The following is a 15,570-nucleotide window of genomic DNA, read 5'->3' as shown; positions in this document are numbered from 1 at the left end:
AACCATGAATCTTGACCTGACCCCGGAGCAGTCCGCCTTCCGAGACGAGGTGCGCGCTTTCTTTACCGAAAACGTCCCCGAGTCCTTCAAGAGCCGTGTCCGCGCCGGCATGCGCCTGGAACCCGAGGAGTTCACCCGGTGGCAAAAGCTGCTGCACGCGCGCGGCTGGGGCGCGCCGTCCTGGCCGAAGGCTTACGGCGGCACGGGCTGGGACCCGACGCAGCTCTACATCTTCGAGACCGAGGCCTCGCGCGCCGACGCCCCCGTACAATTCCACCAGGGCCTGGAACTGATCGGGCCGATCATCTTCACGTTCGGCAGCCCCGAACAGAAGGCCAAGTACCTGCCGGCCATCGTGTCGGGCGACGACTGGTGGTGCCAGGGCTATTCCGAGCCAAATTCCGGCTCCGACCTGGCTTCATTGTCGACCCGAGCCGTACGGGACGGCAATGAGTATGTGATCAACGGCCAGAAAGCCTGGACCAGCTACGCCCATGTGGCCAACCGGATGTTCCTGCTGGCCCGCACCGACCCGGACGCCCGCAAGCAGGCCGGCATTTCGCTGTTCCTGATCGATATTGACACGCCGGGCGTAACGATCCGTCCCGTGGTCACGATGGACGAGATCCACCACACCAACGAGGTCTTCCTCGACAATGTGCGTGTTCCGCCCTCGGCCCTGCTGGGCGAGGAAGGCATGGGCTGGAGCTACGGCAAGGTCCTGCTGGACCGCGAGCGCGGCGTCACCGCCGCAACCACCATGCGCCTGGCCCAACAGCTGCGCGGCGCCCGCAAGGTCGCAGCAGAAACTGTCGTCGGCGGACGCAGCCTGCTCGACGATCCCCGCGTCGCCGACCGCCTGGCTCAGTTCGAACTGGAAGTGATGGCCCTGGAAGGCATGGTCATGCGGACCATGGCCGAGGCGACCTCTGGCCAGGATTCCGGGCCCCGGGCCTCAATGATCAAGATCCGCTGGTCCGAACTCCTGCAGCAGATCACCGAGTATTGGGTCGAGCTGCAGGGTTACGGCGCCATGGCCTTTGCGCCGCTCGGTCCGTTCGAGGCGCCCGAGGCCTGGCCGGCCAAGGGGATGATCTATTCCCGGGTCACCAGCATCTACGGCGGCTCGAACGAAATCCAACGCAACATCATCGCCCGTCGGGCGCTCGGTCTCTGAGGTCCCCATGAACTTCGATCTCTACGAAGAGCAGCAGCTCCTGAAAGACAGCGCCTGGCGCTACGGCGCCGACCACGGCGACTTTACCGCCTGGCGCGCCCGGGCCGACCGCGGTGAGGCCTACGACGCGGCCAGCTGGCGGCAGATCGCCGATCTGGGATGGCTGGCCCTGAACGTCCCCGAGGACGACGGCGGCCTGGGCGCGGGCCCGGTGGAAACCATGGTCGTGGCCGAGGCGATGGGCCGTTATCTGATGCTCGAGCCGTTTGTCTCGACCGGCGTCATCGCGCCGGTCCTGCTCGCCGCCGCCACCGAAAGCGTCCGTGCGGACCTCTCCTCGGGACTGATCGAGGGCAAGGTCGTCATCAGCCTGGCCGACGCGGAACCTGGCGGCCGCTTCGACCTTAATCGCATCGCCACAACCGCTGAGGCGGTGGACGGCGGCTTCCGGCTAACCGGCGAGAAGAGCCACGCCCTGGACGGCGGCTCGGCCGACTGGTTCATCGTTCCGGCCCGGACGGCGGGCGCGGACGACAGTGCGGACGGCGTGAGCCTCTTCCTGGTCCCGGCCGACGCGGCGGGCCTGACGGTCATGCGCAGCCGCGCCATGGACAACCGCCACAACGCCAGCCTGAAACTCGATGGCGTCCTGGCGCCCGTCGAGACCCTGATCGGCGGCTTGGGCAAGGGCTTCCCGCTGCTGCGTGACGCCGTCGATCGTGGCGTGGTCGCGCGTCTGGCCGAAGCTGTCGGGGCGATGGACGCCGTCCGCGAGATGACCCTGGAGTACCTCAAAACCCGCAAGCAGTTCGGCCAGACGCTCGGCGCATTTCAGGCGCTGCAGCATCGCGCGGTCGACATGGCGATCGCCTGCGAGGAAGCCCGCTCGATGATGTACCTGGCGACCATCGCCCTGTCCGGAGCCCCCGCCGAACGCCGCAAGGTGATCTCGGCGGCCAAGGCCCGCGTCGGCCAGACCAGCCTCTATGTGGGACGTCAGGCGGTGCAACTTCACGGTGGCGTCGGCTTTACCGAGGAGCTGGCGGTGGCCCACTACCTCAAGCGCCTGATCATGATCGACATGGCGTTCGGCAATGCCGACCACCATCGAACCGAACTGGCGACCAGCCTGAAGCCAGGCGCGATCGCCGCCTGAATCGAAAGCGCGCCGGGGGCTTGATCCGCCTCCCCCGGCGCGCGCCAGATCTGTGATTGTGAGAGCCCTTGCCGGCGTCGGATGATCTCATCCGACGCCGTTGTTTTCAGGACAGCGCGGTGGCCAGACCGCCATCGACGGTGAGCATCTGGCCCGTGACGAAGTCGCTGTCGTCGCAAGCCAGGTAGCGGACCGCCTTGGCGATGTCCTCGGTCGTGCCCAGCCGCCCCAGCGGGGTCTGACCGATCCGCATGGCGATGCGCTCTTCGGAGACCACCCTGCGCACGCCCTCGGTGTCCACCGTCGACGGCGCCACGGCGTTGACGCGGATGTTCATGGTTCCGAGCTCGGCGGCGGCCGCGCGGGTCATGCCGGCGACTGCGGCCTTGACGCCGCAGTAGGCTATGCCGTTCGGGATACCCAGAAGCGCGCTGACCGACGCGATGTTGATGATCGAGCCGCCGCCCGAAGCGGCCATCAGGGGGGCCGCGGCCTGCATGCCCCAGATCACGCCCGAGAAGCCCACGCCGACCATGCGGTCGAGGCTTTCCGGCCGGATGTCGGCCAGGGGCTCGTAGACGTTCCACATGGCGTTGTTTACCAGGACGTCGAAGCGGCCATGCTGTTCATGGATCGAACCCAGGGTCGCGATCAGCGCCTCGCGGTCGGAGACGTCGCAGCCCAGCCCCAGGGCCTGCCCGCCAGCGACGACGATCTCGTCGGCCGCCGCCTGGGCCCAGTGCGCCTTCAGATCCAGCAGGGCGACAAATGCCCCCTCGGCGGCGAGCATGGCTGCAGTCGCCCGCCCCAGGCCCCGCGAAGCGCCCGTCACCACAGCGACCCGTCCTTGTAGGCGACCACCCATCGTTTCCTCCTGCAGCATTTTCGACCGGCGAAGAGCCTGATCGGTCTTGGGCTTCATGATTAGCCCGCTCTCCCCAACCCACCCGAGCTTGCGACCCACGAACCGAAAACATCACCGACGTGATGCGCGTGAAAAAAAGGCGGCGGTCTTTCGACCGCCGCCAGATGTCCGAGGATCCTTTAGGGAGGATTAGAAGGTCTTCTGGAGCGACACGCCAATGATGCGAGGCTCGGTGAAGACCGCGTTGGCGACCTGGCCGAGCGCTTCGTCCATCAGGAACACATCGGTGATCGAGCGCTTGTTGAGGAGGTTTTTCACATAGGCTTCCAGTTCCAGGCCGCGCTCGTCATTGACGACGCGGAACGAAAGGTTGGCGTTCGCCCAGCCCTTGATCTGATCCACTGGCGTGTTGAAGACCCGGGCGTGGGACTTGCCCTGGCGGTAGTAGTCGCCACGCACAGTGCCTTCCCAGCCGTCCAGGACGTCGAAGGAGTACTGAGCGCCGATGGAGCCCGTCCAATGCGGCGAGCCCGGCAGTTGATTGCCCTTCAGCTTGGCCGCCACGCCATCGGTGGGCGTCACGCCGAACGAGGTTGCGAAGCTGCCCGCGCAAGCGCCCAGCAGCGCCGCCGGATTGCCCGAGACCCCGGTAACCGTCGCCGCGCCCGGCGCCTGCTGGATGACCGCCAGCAGGTTGCCCAAGGCGGCCGTCGGCACCACGCAGCCCGCCGCGCCCGAGGTCTTGACCAGGGTCAGGCTCGGATTGTTGCCGGTGCGGTTCATCGGATCGATGGACTCGCCGGTCTTGATCTTGGTGTCGAGCAGACCCAGGGTTCCGTTCAGGCGGAAGCGCTTCACAGGCTGCCAGACGGCTTCCAGCTCAAGGCCCTTGATCTCGGCGTCGATATTCTCGGTGACGGAAATCCGGTTCACGAACTTCGAGATCTGGTAGCCCTTGTAGTCGTAGAAGAAGGCCGACCCGTTCAGGACCAGTGCTCCGCCCAGCAGGGTGTTCTTGCTGCCCAGCTCAAAAGAATTGACGTATTCTGGCTCGTAGAACGGCTTGAGCGTTGCGACCTGGCCGATGTTGTTGGGGCCGCCTCCTTTATAGCCGCGCGAGTAGAACCCGTAGATCAGGGAGTCGTCGGTGAAGCTGAGGGCGGGCTTCCAGTCGAAACCCGCACGGCCGGTGAACTTCTTGAACTGAGCCGTCAGTTGCCGCGGCGTTCCTGGGGTCAGTCCGCTGCCGGGCGTCAGGAGTTTGACGGGGAAGTTGTCCAGCGTCTTCTTGTCATCGGTATAGCGCAGGCCGGCCGTGAATTTCAGCTCCGGCGTGGCCTCATAGTAGACCTCGCCGAACAGGGCGTTCGAGTCCAGGTGATAGGGCTGGAAGCTCAGATAGTTGCCATGACCCTGGCCGGTCGGCACGCGGTCCGGATCGATATAGACGCAGGTCCCGCCCGGGGCGCAGGTCGCGCCGCCATTGGCCACCCTCGCCGCATAGGTGAAGGCGTTCGACATGATGTAGAACGACTGGACCACGTCATAGCGCAGGGCCAGGCCGCCGAGGCTGAAGTTCAGGGGGCCGTCGAAGCTGGACTGCAGGCGCAGCTCCTGACTCCACTGGCGCGAGGGCGTGGTGATGCGGTCCGACACCGACATCCGGTTGGAGGCCCCCAGCTGGGGATCGTTCACCAGGCCTCCGGGCGCCAGGGCGGTATTATTAAACACCGTCGAGGCCTGGAAGCGGTTCATCTCCTGGCGCGCGTCCAGTTCGCCGTCGTAGTACGACGTCAGCGAATTGAACTGCAGGTTGTCATTGATGTCCCACGCGACGTTCAGCGTGAACACGTCTTCTTCGGCCCGGTAAGAGGGGTTCATGGCCGAGTCGATCACGTCCAGGCCTTGGGGCTGGGTTCCGCCATAGACGTCGCCGCTGGTCAGGCCGCGCGCGAACCCGATGATGCCATACAGGGTGGCCAGCGAGTTGGGCGTGCCATAGGCGGCGGCGTTGTAGACCGACGCGTCGGCGCAACCCGCGCTCAGGAACCCGCGAACCGTGGCGTTGGTGATCGCAGTGTTGCCCACCGAGCTTGGGCCATTGTCGCGTGTGCACAGACCCTTGCCCGTGCGCAGACGGGAGTCCCGCTCCTTAAAGTGCTGCCAGACAAAGTTGGCGTCGACGGTCGAGGTCGGGCGCCAGCGCAGGCTGGCCCGGAAGGAGTAGAGATCGCGGTCATCGACCTTGTCGCCGGTGCCCAGGTTGTCGACGAAGCCGCTTCGGTTGAGGGTCGCGCCGGCCAGACGCAGGTCCAGCTTGTCGCCGGCCAGCGGGACGTTGATCATGCCTTTCAGCTTGCGGCCGTCATAGTTGCTGAAATCGGCCCGCAGCATGCCCTCGAACTCGCCGGTGGGCTTGGCGCTCAGAACGTTGACCACGCCACCGGTGGCGTTGCGGCCGTAGAGGGTGCCTTGCGGACCGCGCAGGACTTCCACGCGCTCGACGTCGAAGAACTCAGCTTCGAACAGGCGGTTGGACGTCAGCGGCGCACCATTGAAGTGCACGCCCGTGGAGCTGTCGCCCGTCACGGCCGTCTGCTTGGTGCCGATGCCGCGGATCTGGAAGTTATACCCGCTGTAGAAGCTCTTGGCGAAGGTGACATTCGGAATCGCCAGCTGCAGGTTCGGGCCGCCGTCGATCTTCTGACGACGAAGCATGTCGTTGGAGAAGGCCGAAACCGCGATCGGCACGTCCTGCAGCCTTTCCTCTCGCCTCTGGGCGGTGACAACCAGCTCGTCGATGGTGACGCCATCTTGCGCTGGCGGGGACGCGGTCTGGGCCGCTGCGGGCAGCGCCAGGAAGAAGGACAGGGCGGAAGCGCCGGCCATCAAGGCCGTGCGCCGCAAGGTCTGCGAGATCACCATTTGTTTCCCCCAATAAGCTTCCGCGCGGCGCGGGCTCATCTGTGATTGTTGCGACGCGGCAGAGGCGTCGCCTTAGGGAGCCGTGACCGACCCGATCCGACCAGTCTGGGGACCCATGGCTTTCGAATATCGCAAACGAGATAATTGAGTTCCGGACCCGGCAGCATTGAGCATAGGCTTCGGGCGAGAGCTCGCAGCTTTCAGATCCCGGGTAGATGGCGCTCAGACCCGACATGTCGGTTGCTGGCGAATAACATCACATATGTGCTGGAAGGCTGGACGGCGCGGGAAGGCGGCGATCTAAAGGCGAGTAGTGTCAGAGTTGGCCCATCGCGACCTGGAACCGTTCAATGCGCCGAGAACCGATCAAATCCGCCGCGCGCACCTTGGAGATTCTCGAGCTTTTCCAAGAGCAGCGTTCACCTCTGCGGCTTACCTACATATTCGAGAAGCTGGGCTATCCGCAGTCGAGCACAACCACCCTGCTCAAGAGCATGGTCGTTCTGGGCTATCTGAACTACGACCGCGCCTCCCGCACCTATTTTCCTACCCCGCGCGTGGCGGCCCTGGGCGACTGGGTCAACCATCACCTCTTCGGCTCGGGGGATCTTGATCGGCTGGTCGGGAGCATCTTCGAGCAGACCAACGAGACGGTGGTGATCTCGTCGCAAAACGACATCTTCATCCAGCATTTGCGGATCGTGCAGCCCAGTCATCCCCACAAGATCGCGATGACGGAGGGCAGCATGAGGGTGCTTCCGCACTCCGCAGCGGGCCTTGTCCTGATGAGTCGGATGCCCAGCAAAACCGTCGACAAGCTGAGCCGGCATATCAACGCCTATCTCGGCGGAACGGGCGATCGGATCGACATCGGCCAGCTACAGGAGCAATTGGCCTGGGTGCGTCGCGAAGGGTATAGCCTGTTGGCCGCATTCCCCTTTCCCAATGCGGCGGCGATCGCCATGCCGTTGCCCGCCGCGCCGCATGGTGTTCAGCTGACCCTGGGCGTGGGCGGCCTCAACAGCCGCATCGCCCGAAACAAGAGCGAGATCGTGGCGATCATGAACGCAGGCGTGGCCGAATACGCCGAAAGCCTCAGGCAATATTCAGCCCCCGAGACCTGAGCCGCGCTCTAGACGACCTCGGCGGACGGGTCGAGGTGGTGACGATAGGTCTCGCGCAGCTTTGACTTCAGGAGCTTGCCCGTCGCGGTGTGCGGCAGGGAGTCGACGATCACCACGTCATCGGGCACCTGCCAGCGCGCCACGCGCGAGGCGAGGAACTTCAGGATGTCGTCCTTGTCGGGGACGGTCTCCGGAGCCGGCACCACGATCAGCAACGGACGCTCCTGCCACTTGGGATGCGGCACGCCGATGACCGCCGCTTCGCGAACGGCGGGATGGGCGATGGCGACATTCTCCAGATCGACCGACGAGATCCACTCGCCCCCCGACTTGATGACATCCTTCGAACGGTCGGTCAGTTGCAGGTAGCCATTGGGGTGGATCTTGGCCACATCGCCCGTGGCGAACCAGCCGTCCTCGGTGACGGCCGGCGCTTCGGCCTTGAAGTAGCTTCGCACAACCCAGGGACCACGAACCTGCAGGTCGCCCACGACCAGGCCGTCATGCGGTGCGATCACGCCGTCGGCGTCGACGATCCGGAGCTCCACGCCATAGATGGCGCGGCCCTGAAGGGCCTGAACGTCATAGCGCGCCTGACGATCGAGGAAGGCGTGCTCAGGTAGCGGCGTCCCGATGGTCGCCAGCGGGCTGGTCTCGGTCATGCCCCAGGCGTGAATGACATAGACGCCCAGCATGTAGTCAAAGCGCTCGATCAGGCTGCGCGGCGCAGCCGAACCGCCGACCAGGATCCGCTCCAGCGCCAGGCCCGCCAGGTCCAGATCCTCGCGATGGGAGGCCACATAGTCCAGGAAGCCCAGCCAGACGGTCGGCACCCCCAGGCTGAAGGTGCAGCGTTCTGCCCGCATCAAGTTGAACAGACTTTCGCCGTCGACCGCAGCGCCCGGCAGCACCAGCTTGGCGCCGCACATGGCCGCGCTGAACGGAATGCCCCAGGCGTTGACGTGGAACAGCGGCGTCACCAACAGGATGCTGTCGCGGCGGGAGATCGCCATGCCGTCCGCGCCGGTCGCCACGAAAGCGTGCAGAACCAGCGAACGGTGGCTGTAGAGCACGCCCTTGGGATCGCCCGTGGTTCCCGAGGTGTAGCAGAGGATTGCGCCGGCGTTCTCGGAGACGACGGTCCAGGGCGCGTCTTCGGGCTCGGCCGCGAGAAGGTCCTCGTAGGCGATCAGATTGGGCAGGTTCAGGCGCGGCAGGTCCTGCGCGCTGCACAGGCAGACATAGGCTTCAACCTGCGGCGCCTGGTCGACCAGGGTTTCGAGCAGCCCCCCGAAGGCCGGGTCAAAGAACACGATCCTGTTTTCGGCGTGCCGAAGGATGAAGGCGATCTGCTCGGGGAAGAGCCGAGGATTGACGGTGTTCAGTATCCCACCCGCGCCCGTCGCGCCGTAGTAGAGCTCAAGATGGAGCGCGCTGTTAAGCGCCAGGCTGGCGACACGATCGCCTTCGCTCAGCCCTCGGCGCCGCAAGGCTGAGGCCAGTTGGCGCGCCCGGACCGCAAGGCGCGCGTAATTGCTTCGGGTGACGCCTCCAGGCTCCTTCGAGACGATCTCGACCTCGCCATGAAAACGCGCTGCGTGATCAAGGAGCGAGGACAGCGTCAGAGGCGTATCCTGCATCAGGCCGAGCATGGCGTTTCCTGTGTCCGATGGTCTTTGCGGCGGACCTTAGGGACGGATGGCGCGGCGCCGGGACGCGGTTCGATCCACAGGCGTCTTTTCACATACGCGATACTGGATGGAGCAATCGACGCGCGGCTTTCACCTTCCCTCAGGGCATGCTGTTGTCGCCCATGGCGGACGCTTTGGCGTGCGTCGGACCGGAAAGAACCGCTCAAAGCGGACTGCGACACGCAACCGGTTGGAGGAAATATGGGAACGGGAACGACCCGCCGGCCGACTCAGGCGGCGCCGAATGGCCAAGCCATGCGCTTTGAATTAGCGCTCCGGCGCGGCGTAGCGCAATTGAAGCTGGACTGCCCGCCGCCCTGCAGCTGGGACGCCGCGCATGCCCGCGCCTTCATCGAAAAAATCACCGCGTTTGGCGCGGACCCCGAGGTCTGCGCCATCGTTCTCCACGGCCGCCGCCTGTTCAACGACGTGCTCGCCGCCCAAACCGCGCCCGACGACGCCCGCGCGGCAATCTACGCGGCCGTCGCAGGCTCGACCAAGCCGATCATCGCCGCCCTCTCGGGTCCTGTCACGGGCTCGGGCCTGGAACTGGCCCTGGCCTGCGCCGCGCGGGTCGCCTTGCCTAACGCCACCTTCTCGAATCTGGCGCGCAGCGAAGGCCACCTTCCCGCAGCCGAGACCCTGATCCGTCTGGCGCGATTGATCCAGGTCGAGCGCGCCGCCGACCTGGCCGTCTTCAACGCGGTCTGGGACAGCAAGGCTGCGATCGAGCATGGCCTGATCGATCTTGTCGCCGCCCGCGATCTCGTCCAGGTCGCCGAGAAGCTCGCCTTCAGCTTCGGGAGCGAAAGCAGGATCGCGCTCACCGCCGAGCCGGAGGTCATCACCGCCAAGATATACGGCCTGCGGGCCAAGGTGCGCCGCGAGGCTCCCCAGCAGACGGCGCCGATAACGTTGCTGCGCGCGCTGGAACTGGCCTGGCAGACGCCCTCCCGCCGCGCGCGCGTCGAGATCGATCGCCTGGACGAGACCTTCGCGGCCTCCCCCGAGGCCCAGGCCCTGACCTATGCCGAACACGGCCAGTCCGCCCTGACGCGCCGCGCCCTCCCTGCAGAACTCGCGCACGAGCTTGCCTGGCCTCTCTTGCGTGAAGCCATCCATCTGCTGGACGAGGGCGCCACGCCCGGCCAGATCGACCGAGAGCTTCAGAAGTTCGGCTTCCGCGTCGCTCCCTTCCTGCGTTCGGACCGCGAGGGACTGGAAACCGTGTTCCGGCGTCAGACCGGCCAGACCAATGGCGAGGACTGGATCACCTATTCGCCGACCCTCGATCTCATGATCGACGAAGGCCGTGTGGGCGGGTCCGACGCGCCGGGCTGGTATCGCCATGGCAGCGACGGCCGCTCCACCTTTGAGCCAGAGGTCGAGCGGCTCCTGAAAGCCTCAGCGACCTTCCAGCGTTGCGCCCGCGCGCTAATCAGCGACGAGGTCGTGATCGATCGGTGCCTGACCGCGGCGATCAACGGAACCGCCCATACGCTCGAAGCGCATCCGGACCTTTCGCCCAACCTGGTCGACGCCATCTGGACCCAGCAACTGGGCTTTCCGAAATGGCGCGGCGGCCCGCTCTACATGGCGCGGACCCAGGCCTGCGATCCGCTCGCCAGCCTCGAGCGCTGGGCCAGGGTGCGCAACACGGCCGGCGTCGCCGCTCCAATGCTGCGCCGGATCATCGCCAACGCCTGAGGCGGCCTAACAGTCCTGAAAACAAGAAGGCAGCGTCACCATGTGACGCTGCCTTCTTGTTCACGCAAATGGCTTGTGCGCCGGCGCCCGGTCTCGACCGGGCGCCGATCGCCGCTAGCGGCCCTGGAACACCGGGGGACGCTTTTCGATGAAGGCCTTGACCGCCTCCTTGGCGTCCTCGCTCTTCGACAGCTTCAGCGTGTTGCCCTGCTCATAGCGATAGCCGTCGCGAAGGCTCAGATTGTCGATGACATTGAGACTGTCCTTGGCCGCGGCGACGGCCATGGGGCTCTTGCTGGCGATTTCCCTGGCGATCGCGCGGGCGTACTCCAGGTACTCCTCATGCGGCAGCGCCGCCTCGATCAGGCCCCGGCGATACATCTCTTCGGCCGGCACGCGCCAGCCCGTCAGCACCATGCGGCGCGCGAGGGAATGGGGAATGAAACGCAGCGCGTGTTTTGCGCCCCCGGCCAGACCCACGTCGATCTCGGGAAGACCGAAAACCGCCCGCTCAGAGGCCACAATGATGTCGCAGCTGGCCACAATGCCCAGGCCCGCGCCCAGCGCCGCGCCATTGACCGCCACAACGACGGGCTTGCTGCACTCAACCATCGACCAGCTCATTTCGCGCGCCATGCGCTGGCGGACGAAGGCGGTGCCGGCCGGGGCGTCGGGACCAGGGCGGTTCTTCAGGTCGGCGCCCGCGCAGAAGGTCTTGCCCTCGCCCGTCAGCAGAACCGCGCGAACATCGGCGCTCTCGTTGAACGCGTCGAACGCCGCCGTAAGCTCCAGCATCATGTCGACACTCGCCGAATTGACCGGCGGATTGGCCAGCGTCACCGTGGCCACGAAGTCTTCGACCTCAATCTTCAAGCACGACATTCTTTGCTCCTTGCCAGTCGTCGGTCACGGACCGTCTCCTGGACTTGGTAGCCCCTCTCGACTCCGGATCTTAGTCCGGTCGGACAGTGCGCATCACATCACATAGGCGATATTCGACAGGCGCGCGGGCGCCGGCATGGCGCGCCGGAGGGCGCTGTTAGGGTCCGTCAGATCCGCAGCGGCGCCCCCGCATCACTCAGAGCACAGCATGACCTCCAAGACGCCGTCGCGAGTGGTCCTGGTCACCGGCGGGGCCGACGGGATCGGCTGGGCGGCGTGCCGGCGCTTTGCTCAGGCCGGCGACCGGGTGTTGATCGCCGACCGCAACCTCGAACGCGCCCTGGAGCGCGCCGCAAGCCTGGGCGCCGACCACCACGCCATCGCGATGGACGTCTCCTCGGAAGCCCAGATTCGCGAGGGCTTCCAGCGCGTGGCCCGCGAATTCGGGCGGCTCGACGTTCTGGTCAACAACGCCGGCGTGACCGACCCCCAGCCTACCGCGACCCTCGACCAAACGGCCGAAGAGGTCGCATGGCTGCAATCGATCAATGTCACGGGCGCCTTTCTGGCCGCGCGGGAGGCGGGACGCCTCATGACCGCCCAAGGCCATGGCGCGATCATCAACCTGGCCTCCGGCGCGGGACTTGTCGCCCTGGCCAAGCGCACCAGCTACAGCGCCAGCAAGGCGGCCGTGATCTCGCTGACCCGCACCCTGGCCTGCGAATGGGCGGCTCAGGGTGTCCGCGTCAACGCGGTGCTGCCCGGCTACACCCGCACCCAGATGGTGCAGGACCAGATCGACGCCGGCCTTCTGAACCCGTCAACAGTGCTCGCCCGCATTCCTCTGGGTCGCATGGGCGAGCCCGAGGAGATGGCCGAGGGTGTCTTTTTTCTGGCCAGCGAGGCGGCCAGCTACATCTTGGGCGCGACACTGGTCGTGGACGGCGCCTACACCGTCTATGGCGGCGCCGGCCCGGCTTCGACAGCGCCCGCGCCCAGCGTTCCGGCGCCGTCCCCCCGCGTCAGCGCGATCACCGGCGGCGGACGTGGGATCGGCCGCTGCGTCGTGGACCTGTTTCACGCCGCGGGGGATCGGCTTCTGGTGATCGAGCGCGACCCGGAGAGCGCCAAGGCGTTGGCCGAAGCGCTGGGTGAGGGGCATCTCGTCGTCCAGGCCGACATCACCGACATCCCTGCGGTCGAGGCGGCCTTCGCCCAGGCCACGGCTCGCTGGGGACGCCTGGACGTTCTGGTCAACAACGCCGGCGCCGCCGACGTGTTCAAGCCCACCCTGGATCAGACCGTCGAGGACTTCACCAGCGTCTACGACTTCAATTTCAGCGGGCCGCTGGCGACGGCCAAGGCGGCAGCGCGCGCGATGGGTCAGGGGGGCGTCATCGTCAATCTCGGCTCAATCGCGGGCCTGGGCGCCCTGCCCCGGCGCAACGCCTACTGCGCGGCCAAGGCGGCCGTGACGATGATGACCCGCAGCCTGGCGTGCGAATGGGCCTCCGCCGGCATCCGTGTGAACACGGTCGCACCCGGCTATATCGAGACCCCCGCCGTTCTGGCCCTCAAGTCCGCAGGGCGAGCGCAGTTCGACTCTATCAAGCGCCGCGCGCCCATCGGGCGCCTCGGAGACCCCATGGAGGTCGCCCGAACCATCGCGTTCCTGACCTCGCCCGCCGCCAGCTACGTCACGGGCGCCACTCTGAGTGTCGATGGCGGCTGGACCGCCTTCGGCGACGCCGGCGACGCCAGCGACATCCTGTAACCCCAGTTCATTTCACGAGACCTCCAGATGGCAGACCAACCCAATCTCCAGCAACTCTGGGACAGCGAGCAGATCCGCCAGTGCCTGTACCGCTATTGCCGGGGCATCGATCGCATGGACGAGGCGGCCCTGCGCTCAGTGGCTTGGCCGGAAGGCCCTGACCAGCACGGCGCGTTCAAAGGCACGGCGTCGGAGTTCGTCGACTGGGCGCTGACAGTCCTGCCTCACATCGAGCGTGCAGTGCATCAGGTGCACAACGTCATGATCACCTTCGAAGATGGGTCGGCCGCCGCGGTAGAGTCCGTGTTTACAGCCCTGCACCGGCAACCTGATGACGACGGGTCGCTGGTCGTCCTGCACATGTGCGGCCGCTACCTCGACCGGTTCGAAAAGCGCGACGGCGACTGGCGCATCGCCGCGCGTCAGGTCGTCTTTGACTGGATCGAGAAGTCTGCACCGACACCTGGCGCACATCCTGACCGGTTCGCGGCCCGCACGCCCGTGGGCGGCCGTTTCCCCGACGATCCCCTCTACGCATTCCTGAGTCGAAACGGTTAGCGGGTGGCGGGTGCGGCCCTAGCCGCGCCCGCCTTCCTCGCCCTAACCCGGGCTGCGCGCCGTGAAGTGGCACCCTTCGTAGCCTGCCGCCGCGACCCCGGCGCAGACCTCGGCATAACGGTTTAGGCCGCCGGCGAAGACGAAGAAGCCGCGCGGCTTACCCTCGATATTCGTCCCGGTGTACCAGGTGTCCGCCTTCACATAGAGGGTGCGATCCGCGATCTCGCACACGGTCTGGCCCCAACGCGCTTGCGCGTCGGCCGTGGCCTCAACGGTCGCCAGGCCCTGGCGGCGCATGTGCAGGATGCAGTCCACCACCCAGTCGACGTTCATCTCGTCCAGCCGGATGTAATTGGCCAGAATCGACGGTCCGCTCGGGCCGCCGATGATGAACAGGTTCGGGAAGCCATGCATCAGAAGCGCCAGGTAGGATTTTGGCCCATCGCGCCAGGCTTCGCTGAGCTTCAGCCCGTCGCGGCCCGTGATGTCGATGGCCAGCATCGGGCCGGTCAGGGCGTCATAGCCGGTGGCCATGATGATCACGTCCAGCGCGACCTCGCGCCTGGCCGTCCGCAGACCCGCCGGGGTGAACTCGACGATCGGTTCCTCGAAGCAGTCCACCAGCGAGACGTGCGGCGCGTTGAACGTCTCGTAGTATTGGGTGTCGAGACAGGGCCGGCGCGCATAGATCGGATAGCCACGCGGCTTGAGCTTCTCGGCCGTCACCGGGTCCTTGACCGTCTGGCCGATCTTGTCGCGCACGAAGTCTGCGACGATCTCGTTGGCCGCGGCGTTGGTCAGAAGATCCGAGAACAGGCCCAGAAACTGCAACGCCCCCTTGGCCCAGGCCTCCTCCATGAGTTCATTGCGCTCCTCGACGGTCACGCTGAACAGCGGGCGGGTTGAGAGCGGCCGGACACCCCCGGTGAAGGTGGTGCGGGCCACAGCCCGCAGGCCCGCCATGTTCGCCTTCAACTGTGCGGCGTAGACCTCCGAAATGGCCGTGTTGCGCATGGGAAGCGTGAAGCTCGGCGTGCGCTGGAAGACCGTCAGCGACTGACAGGTCTCGGCGACCACGGGCGCGATCTGGATGCCGGAAGAGCCGGTGCCCACCAGGCCCACCCGCTTGCCCCGGAAATCGACCTCGTGATGGGGCCATTTGCCCGAGCGATAGAGCTCGCCTTCAAATCGGTCGGAGCCTGGAATATCGACGGGCTTGGGCAAGGACAGCGGGCCGGTGGCCATCACCAGGTAATCGGATTCGAACTGGTCGCCCTGCTGGGTGGTAATTGTCCAGACCCGCCGCTCATCATCAAAGGCGATGGCTTCCACCCGCGTGTCGAAGAGGTAGGCGGGTCTGAGGTCCAGGTGATCGGCGACGAAATTGGCGTAGGCCAGGATCTCGGAGCCGGCCGCGAAGGTTTCGCTCCAGGTCCAGGCCTGCTCGATCGCCTCGGAAAAGGCGTAGCTATAGTCGATGCTGGTGACGTCACAGCGGGCGCCAGGGTAGCGGTTCCAATACCAGGTTCCGCCGACATCACCGCCCGCCTCCAGGCCAATCACCGACAGGCCTTCGCTCCGCAGCCGATGAACCGCGTACAGTCCGCCAAAGCCTGCGCCAACGACAATGGCGTCGGTGCGGCGCGCCTGCGCTCGGCGTGAATCAGCGATCGTAGTGGTCATTGCGGGGCGGCCCTACCAGCGAGGCGGC

Annotated in this window: 9 protein-coding genes and 2 pseudogenes; 6 read left to right on the top strand and 5 right to left on the bottom strand. The window is 66.1% G+C overall.

The features are described 5' to 3' along the window. Window positions 1-4: 4 nt before the first annotated feature. Window positions 5-1,177, top strand: coding sequence for an acyl-CoA dehydrogenase family protein (locus tag ACN2C7_RS06690; RefSeq protein WP_419320637.1), 1,173 nt, complete (start codon window positions 5-7; stop codon window positions 1,175-1,177). A 7-nt stretch (window positions 1,178-1,184) separates the two neighbouring features. After that, on the top strand, window positions 1,185-2,333 hold the full coding sequence (locus ACN2C7_RS06685; RefSeq protein ID WP_419320635.1) for an acyl-CoA dehydrogenase family protein: 1,149 nt from the start codon (window positions 1,185-1,187) through the stop codon (window positions 2,331-2,333). A 106-nt stretch (window positions 2,334-2,439) separates the two neighbouring features. Here the strand turns inward: ACN2C7_RS06685 and ACN2C7_RS06680 are convergent, their stop codons facing one another. Together ACN2C7_RS06680 and ACN2C7_RS06675 are read right to left on the bottom strand one after the other, a co-directional pair. Further along, on the bottom strand, window positions 2,440-3,216 hold the full coding sequence (locus tag ACN2C7_RS06680) for an SDR family NAD(P)-dependent oxidoreductase (RefSeq protein ID WP_419321422.1): 777 nt from the start codon (window positions 3,214-3,216) through the stop codon (window positions 2,440-2,442). Window positions 3,217-3,387: 171 nt separating this feature from the next. Next, window positions 3,388-6,290: pseudogene (locus ACN2C7_RS06675) on the bottom strand (TonB-dependent receptor). A gap of 183 nt (window positions 6,291-6,473) precedes the next feature. Between ACN2C7_RS06675 and ACN2C7_RS06670 the strand changes: the two are divergent. Beyond that, on the top strand, window positions 6,474-7,247 hold the full coding sequence (locus ACN2C7_RS06670) for an IclR family transcriptional regulator (RefSeq protein WP_419320633.1): 774 nt from the start codon (window positions 6,474-6,476) through the stop codon (window positions 7,245-7,247). Window positions 7,248-7,255: 8 nt separating this feature from the next. On the opposite strand, the gene ACN2C7_RS06665 is transcribed toward ACN2C7_RS06670, so the two are convergent. Beyond that, window positions 7,256-8,899 carry a long-chain fatty acid--CoA ligase gene (locus tag ACN2C7_RS06665; protein WP_419320631.1) on the bottom strand — a complete coding sequence of 548 codons (1,644 nt, stop codon included), beginning with the start codon at window positions 8,897-8,899 and terminating at the stop codon, window positions 7,256-7,258. Between the two features lie 240 nt (window positions 8,900-9,139). On the opposite strand from ACN2C7_RS06665, the gene ACN2C7_RS06660 reads away from it, so the two are divergent. After that, window positions 9,140-10,645 carry a 3-hydroxyacyl-CoA dehydrogenase family protein gene (locus ACN2C7_RS06660; protein ID WP_419320629.1) on the top strand — a complete coding sequence of 502 codons (1,506 nt, stop codon included), beginning with the start codon at window positions 9,140-9,142 and terminating at the stop codon, window positions 10,643-10,645. Window positions 10,646-10,759: 114 nt separating this feature from the next. On the opposite strand, the pseudogene ACN2C7_RS06655 reads toward ACN2C7_RS06660, so the two are convergent. Continuing rightward, window positions 10,760-11,580, bottom strand: a pseudogene (locus ACN2C7_RS06655) (enoyl-CoA hydratase/isomerase family protein); the annotation flags it as partial. 155 nt (window positions 11,581-11,735) lie between these two features. Between ACN2C7_RS06655 and ACN2C7_RS06650 the strand changes: the two are divergent. Both ACN2C7_RS06650 and ACN2C7_RS06645 read left to right on the top strand, forming a co-directional pair. Beyond that, window positions 11,736-13,301 (top strand): glucose 1-dehydrogenase, encoded by a 1,566-nt coding sequence (locus ACN2C7_RS06650; RefSeq protein WP_419320627.1) that lies wholly within the window; start codon window positions 11,736-11,738, stop codon window positions 13,299-13,301. A 27-nt stretch (window positions 13,302-13,328) separates the two neighbouring features. Continuing rightward, entirely contained in the window at window positions 13,329-13,859 is a 531-nt protein-coding gene (locus ACN2C7_RS06645) for a nuclear transport factor 2 family protein (protein WP_419320626.1), read from the top strand. A gap of 42 nt (window positions 13,860-13,901) precedes the next feature. Here the strand turns inward: ACN2C7_RS06645 and ACN2C7_RS06640 are convergent, their stop codons facing one another. Beyond that, entirely contained in the window at window positions 13,902-15,542 is a 1,641-nt protein-coding gene (locus ACN2C7_RS06640) for a flavin-containing monooxygenase (protein WP_419320624.1), read from the bottom strand. Window positions 15,543-15,570: the final 28 nt, after the last annotated feature.

The organism is Caulobacter sp. ErkDOM-E (assembly GCF_048541895.1).
Classification (GTDB): Bacteria; Pseudomonadota; Alphaproteobacteria; order Caulobacterales; family Caulobacteraceae; genus Caulobacter.
The sequence above is the reverse complement of the archived record's forward strand: the minus strand, read 5'-3'. Positions and strand labels throughout refer to the sequence as shown.

Excerpts from the sequence above, each read along its gene's own strand:
- ACN2C7_RS06645 (WP_419320626.1), top strand. The coding sequence starts at position 13,329 with ATGGCAGACCAACCCAATCTCCAGCAACTCTGGGACAGCGAGCAGATC.
- ACN2C7_RS06690 (WP_419320637.1), top strand. The coding sequence starts at position 5 with ATGAATCTTGACCTGACCCCGGAGCAGTCCGCCTTCCGAGACGAGGTG.
- ACN2C7_RS06660 (WP_419320629.1), top strand. The coding sequence starts at position 9,140 with ATGGGAACGGGAACGACCCGCCGGCCGACTCAGGCGGCGCCGAATGGC.
- ACN2C7_RS06665 (WP_419320631.1), bottom strand. The coding sequence starts at position 8,899 with ATGCTCGGCCTGATGCAGGATACGCCTCTGACGCTGTCCTCGCTCCTT.
- ACN2C7_RS06640 (WP_419320624.1), bottom strand. The coding sequence starts at position 15,542 with ATGACCACTACGATCGCTGATTCACGCCGAGCGCAGGCGCGCCGCACC.
- ACN2C7_RS06685 (WP_419320635.1), top strand. The coding sequence starts at position 1,185 with ATGAACTTCGATCTCTACGAAGAGCAGCAGCTCCTGAAAGACAGCGCC.
- ACN2C7_RS06650 (WP_419320627.1), top strand. The coding sequence starts at position 11,736 with ATGACCTCCAAGACGCCGTCGCGAGTGGTCCTGGTCACCGGCGGGGCC.
- ACN2C7_RS06680 (WP_419321422.1), bottom strand. The coding sequence starts at position 3,216 with ATGCTGCAGGAGGAAACGATGGGTGGTCGCCTACAAGGACGGGTCGCT.
- ACN2C7_RS06670 (WP_419320633.1), top strand. The coding sequence starts at position 6,474 with ATGCGCCGAGAACCGATCAAATCCGCCGCGCGCACCTTGGAGATTCTC.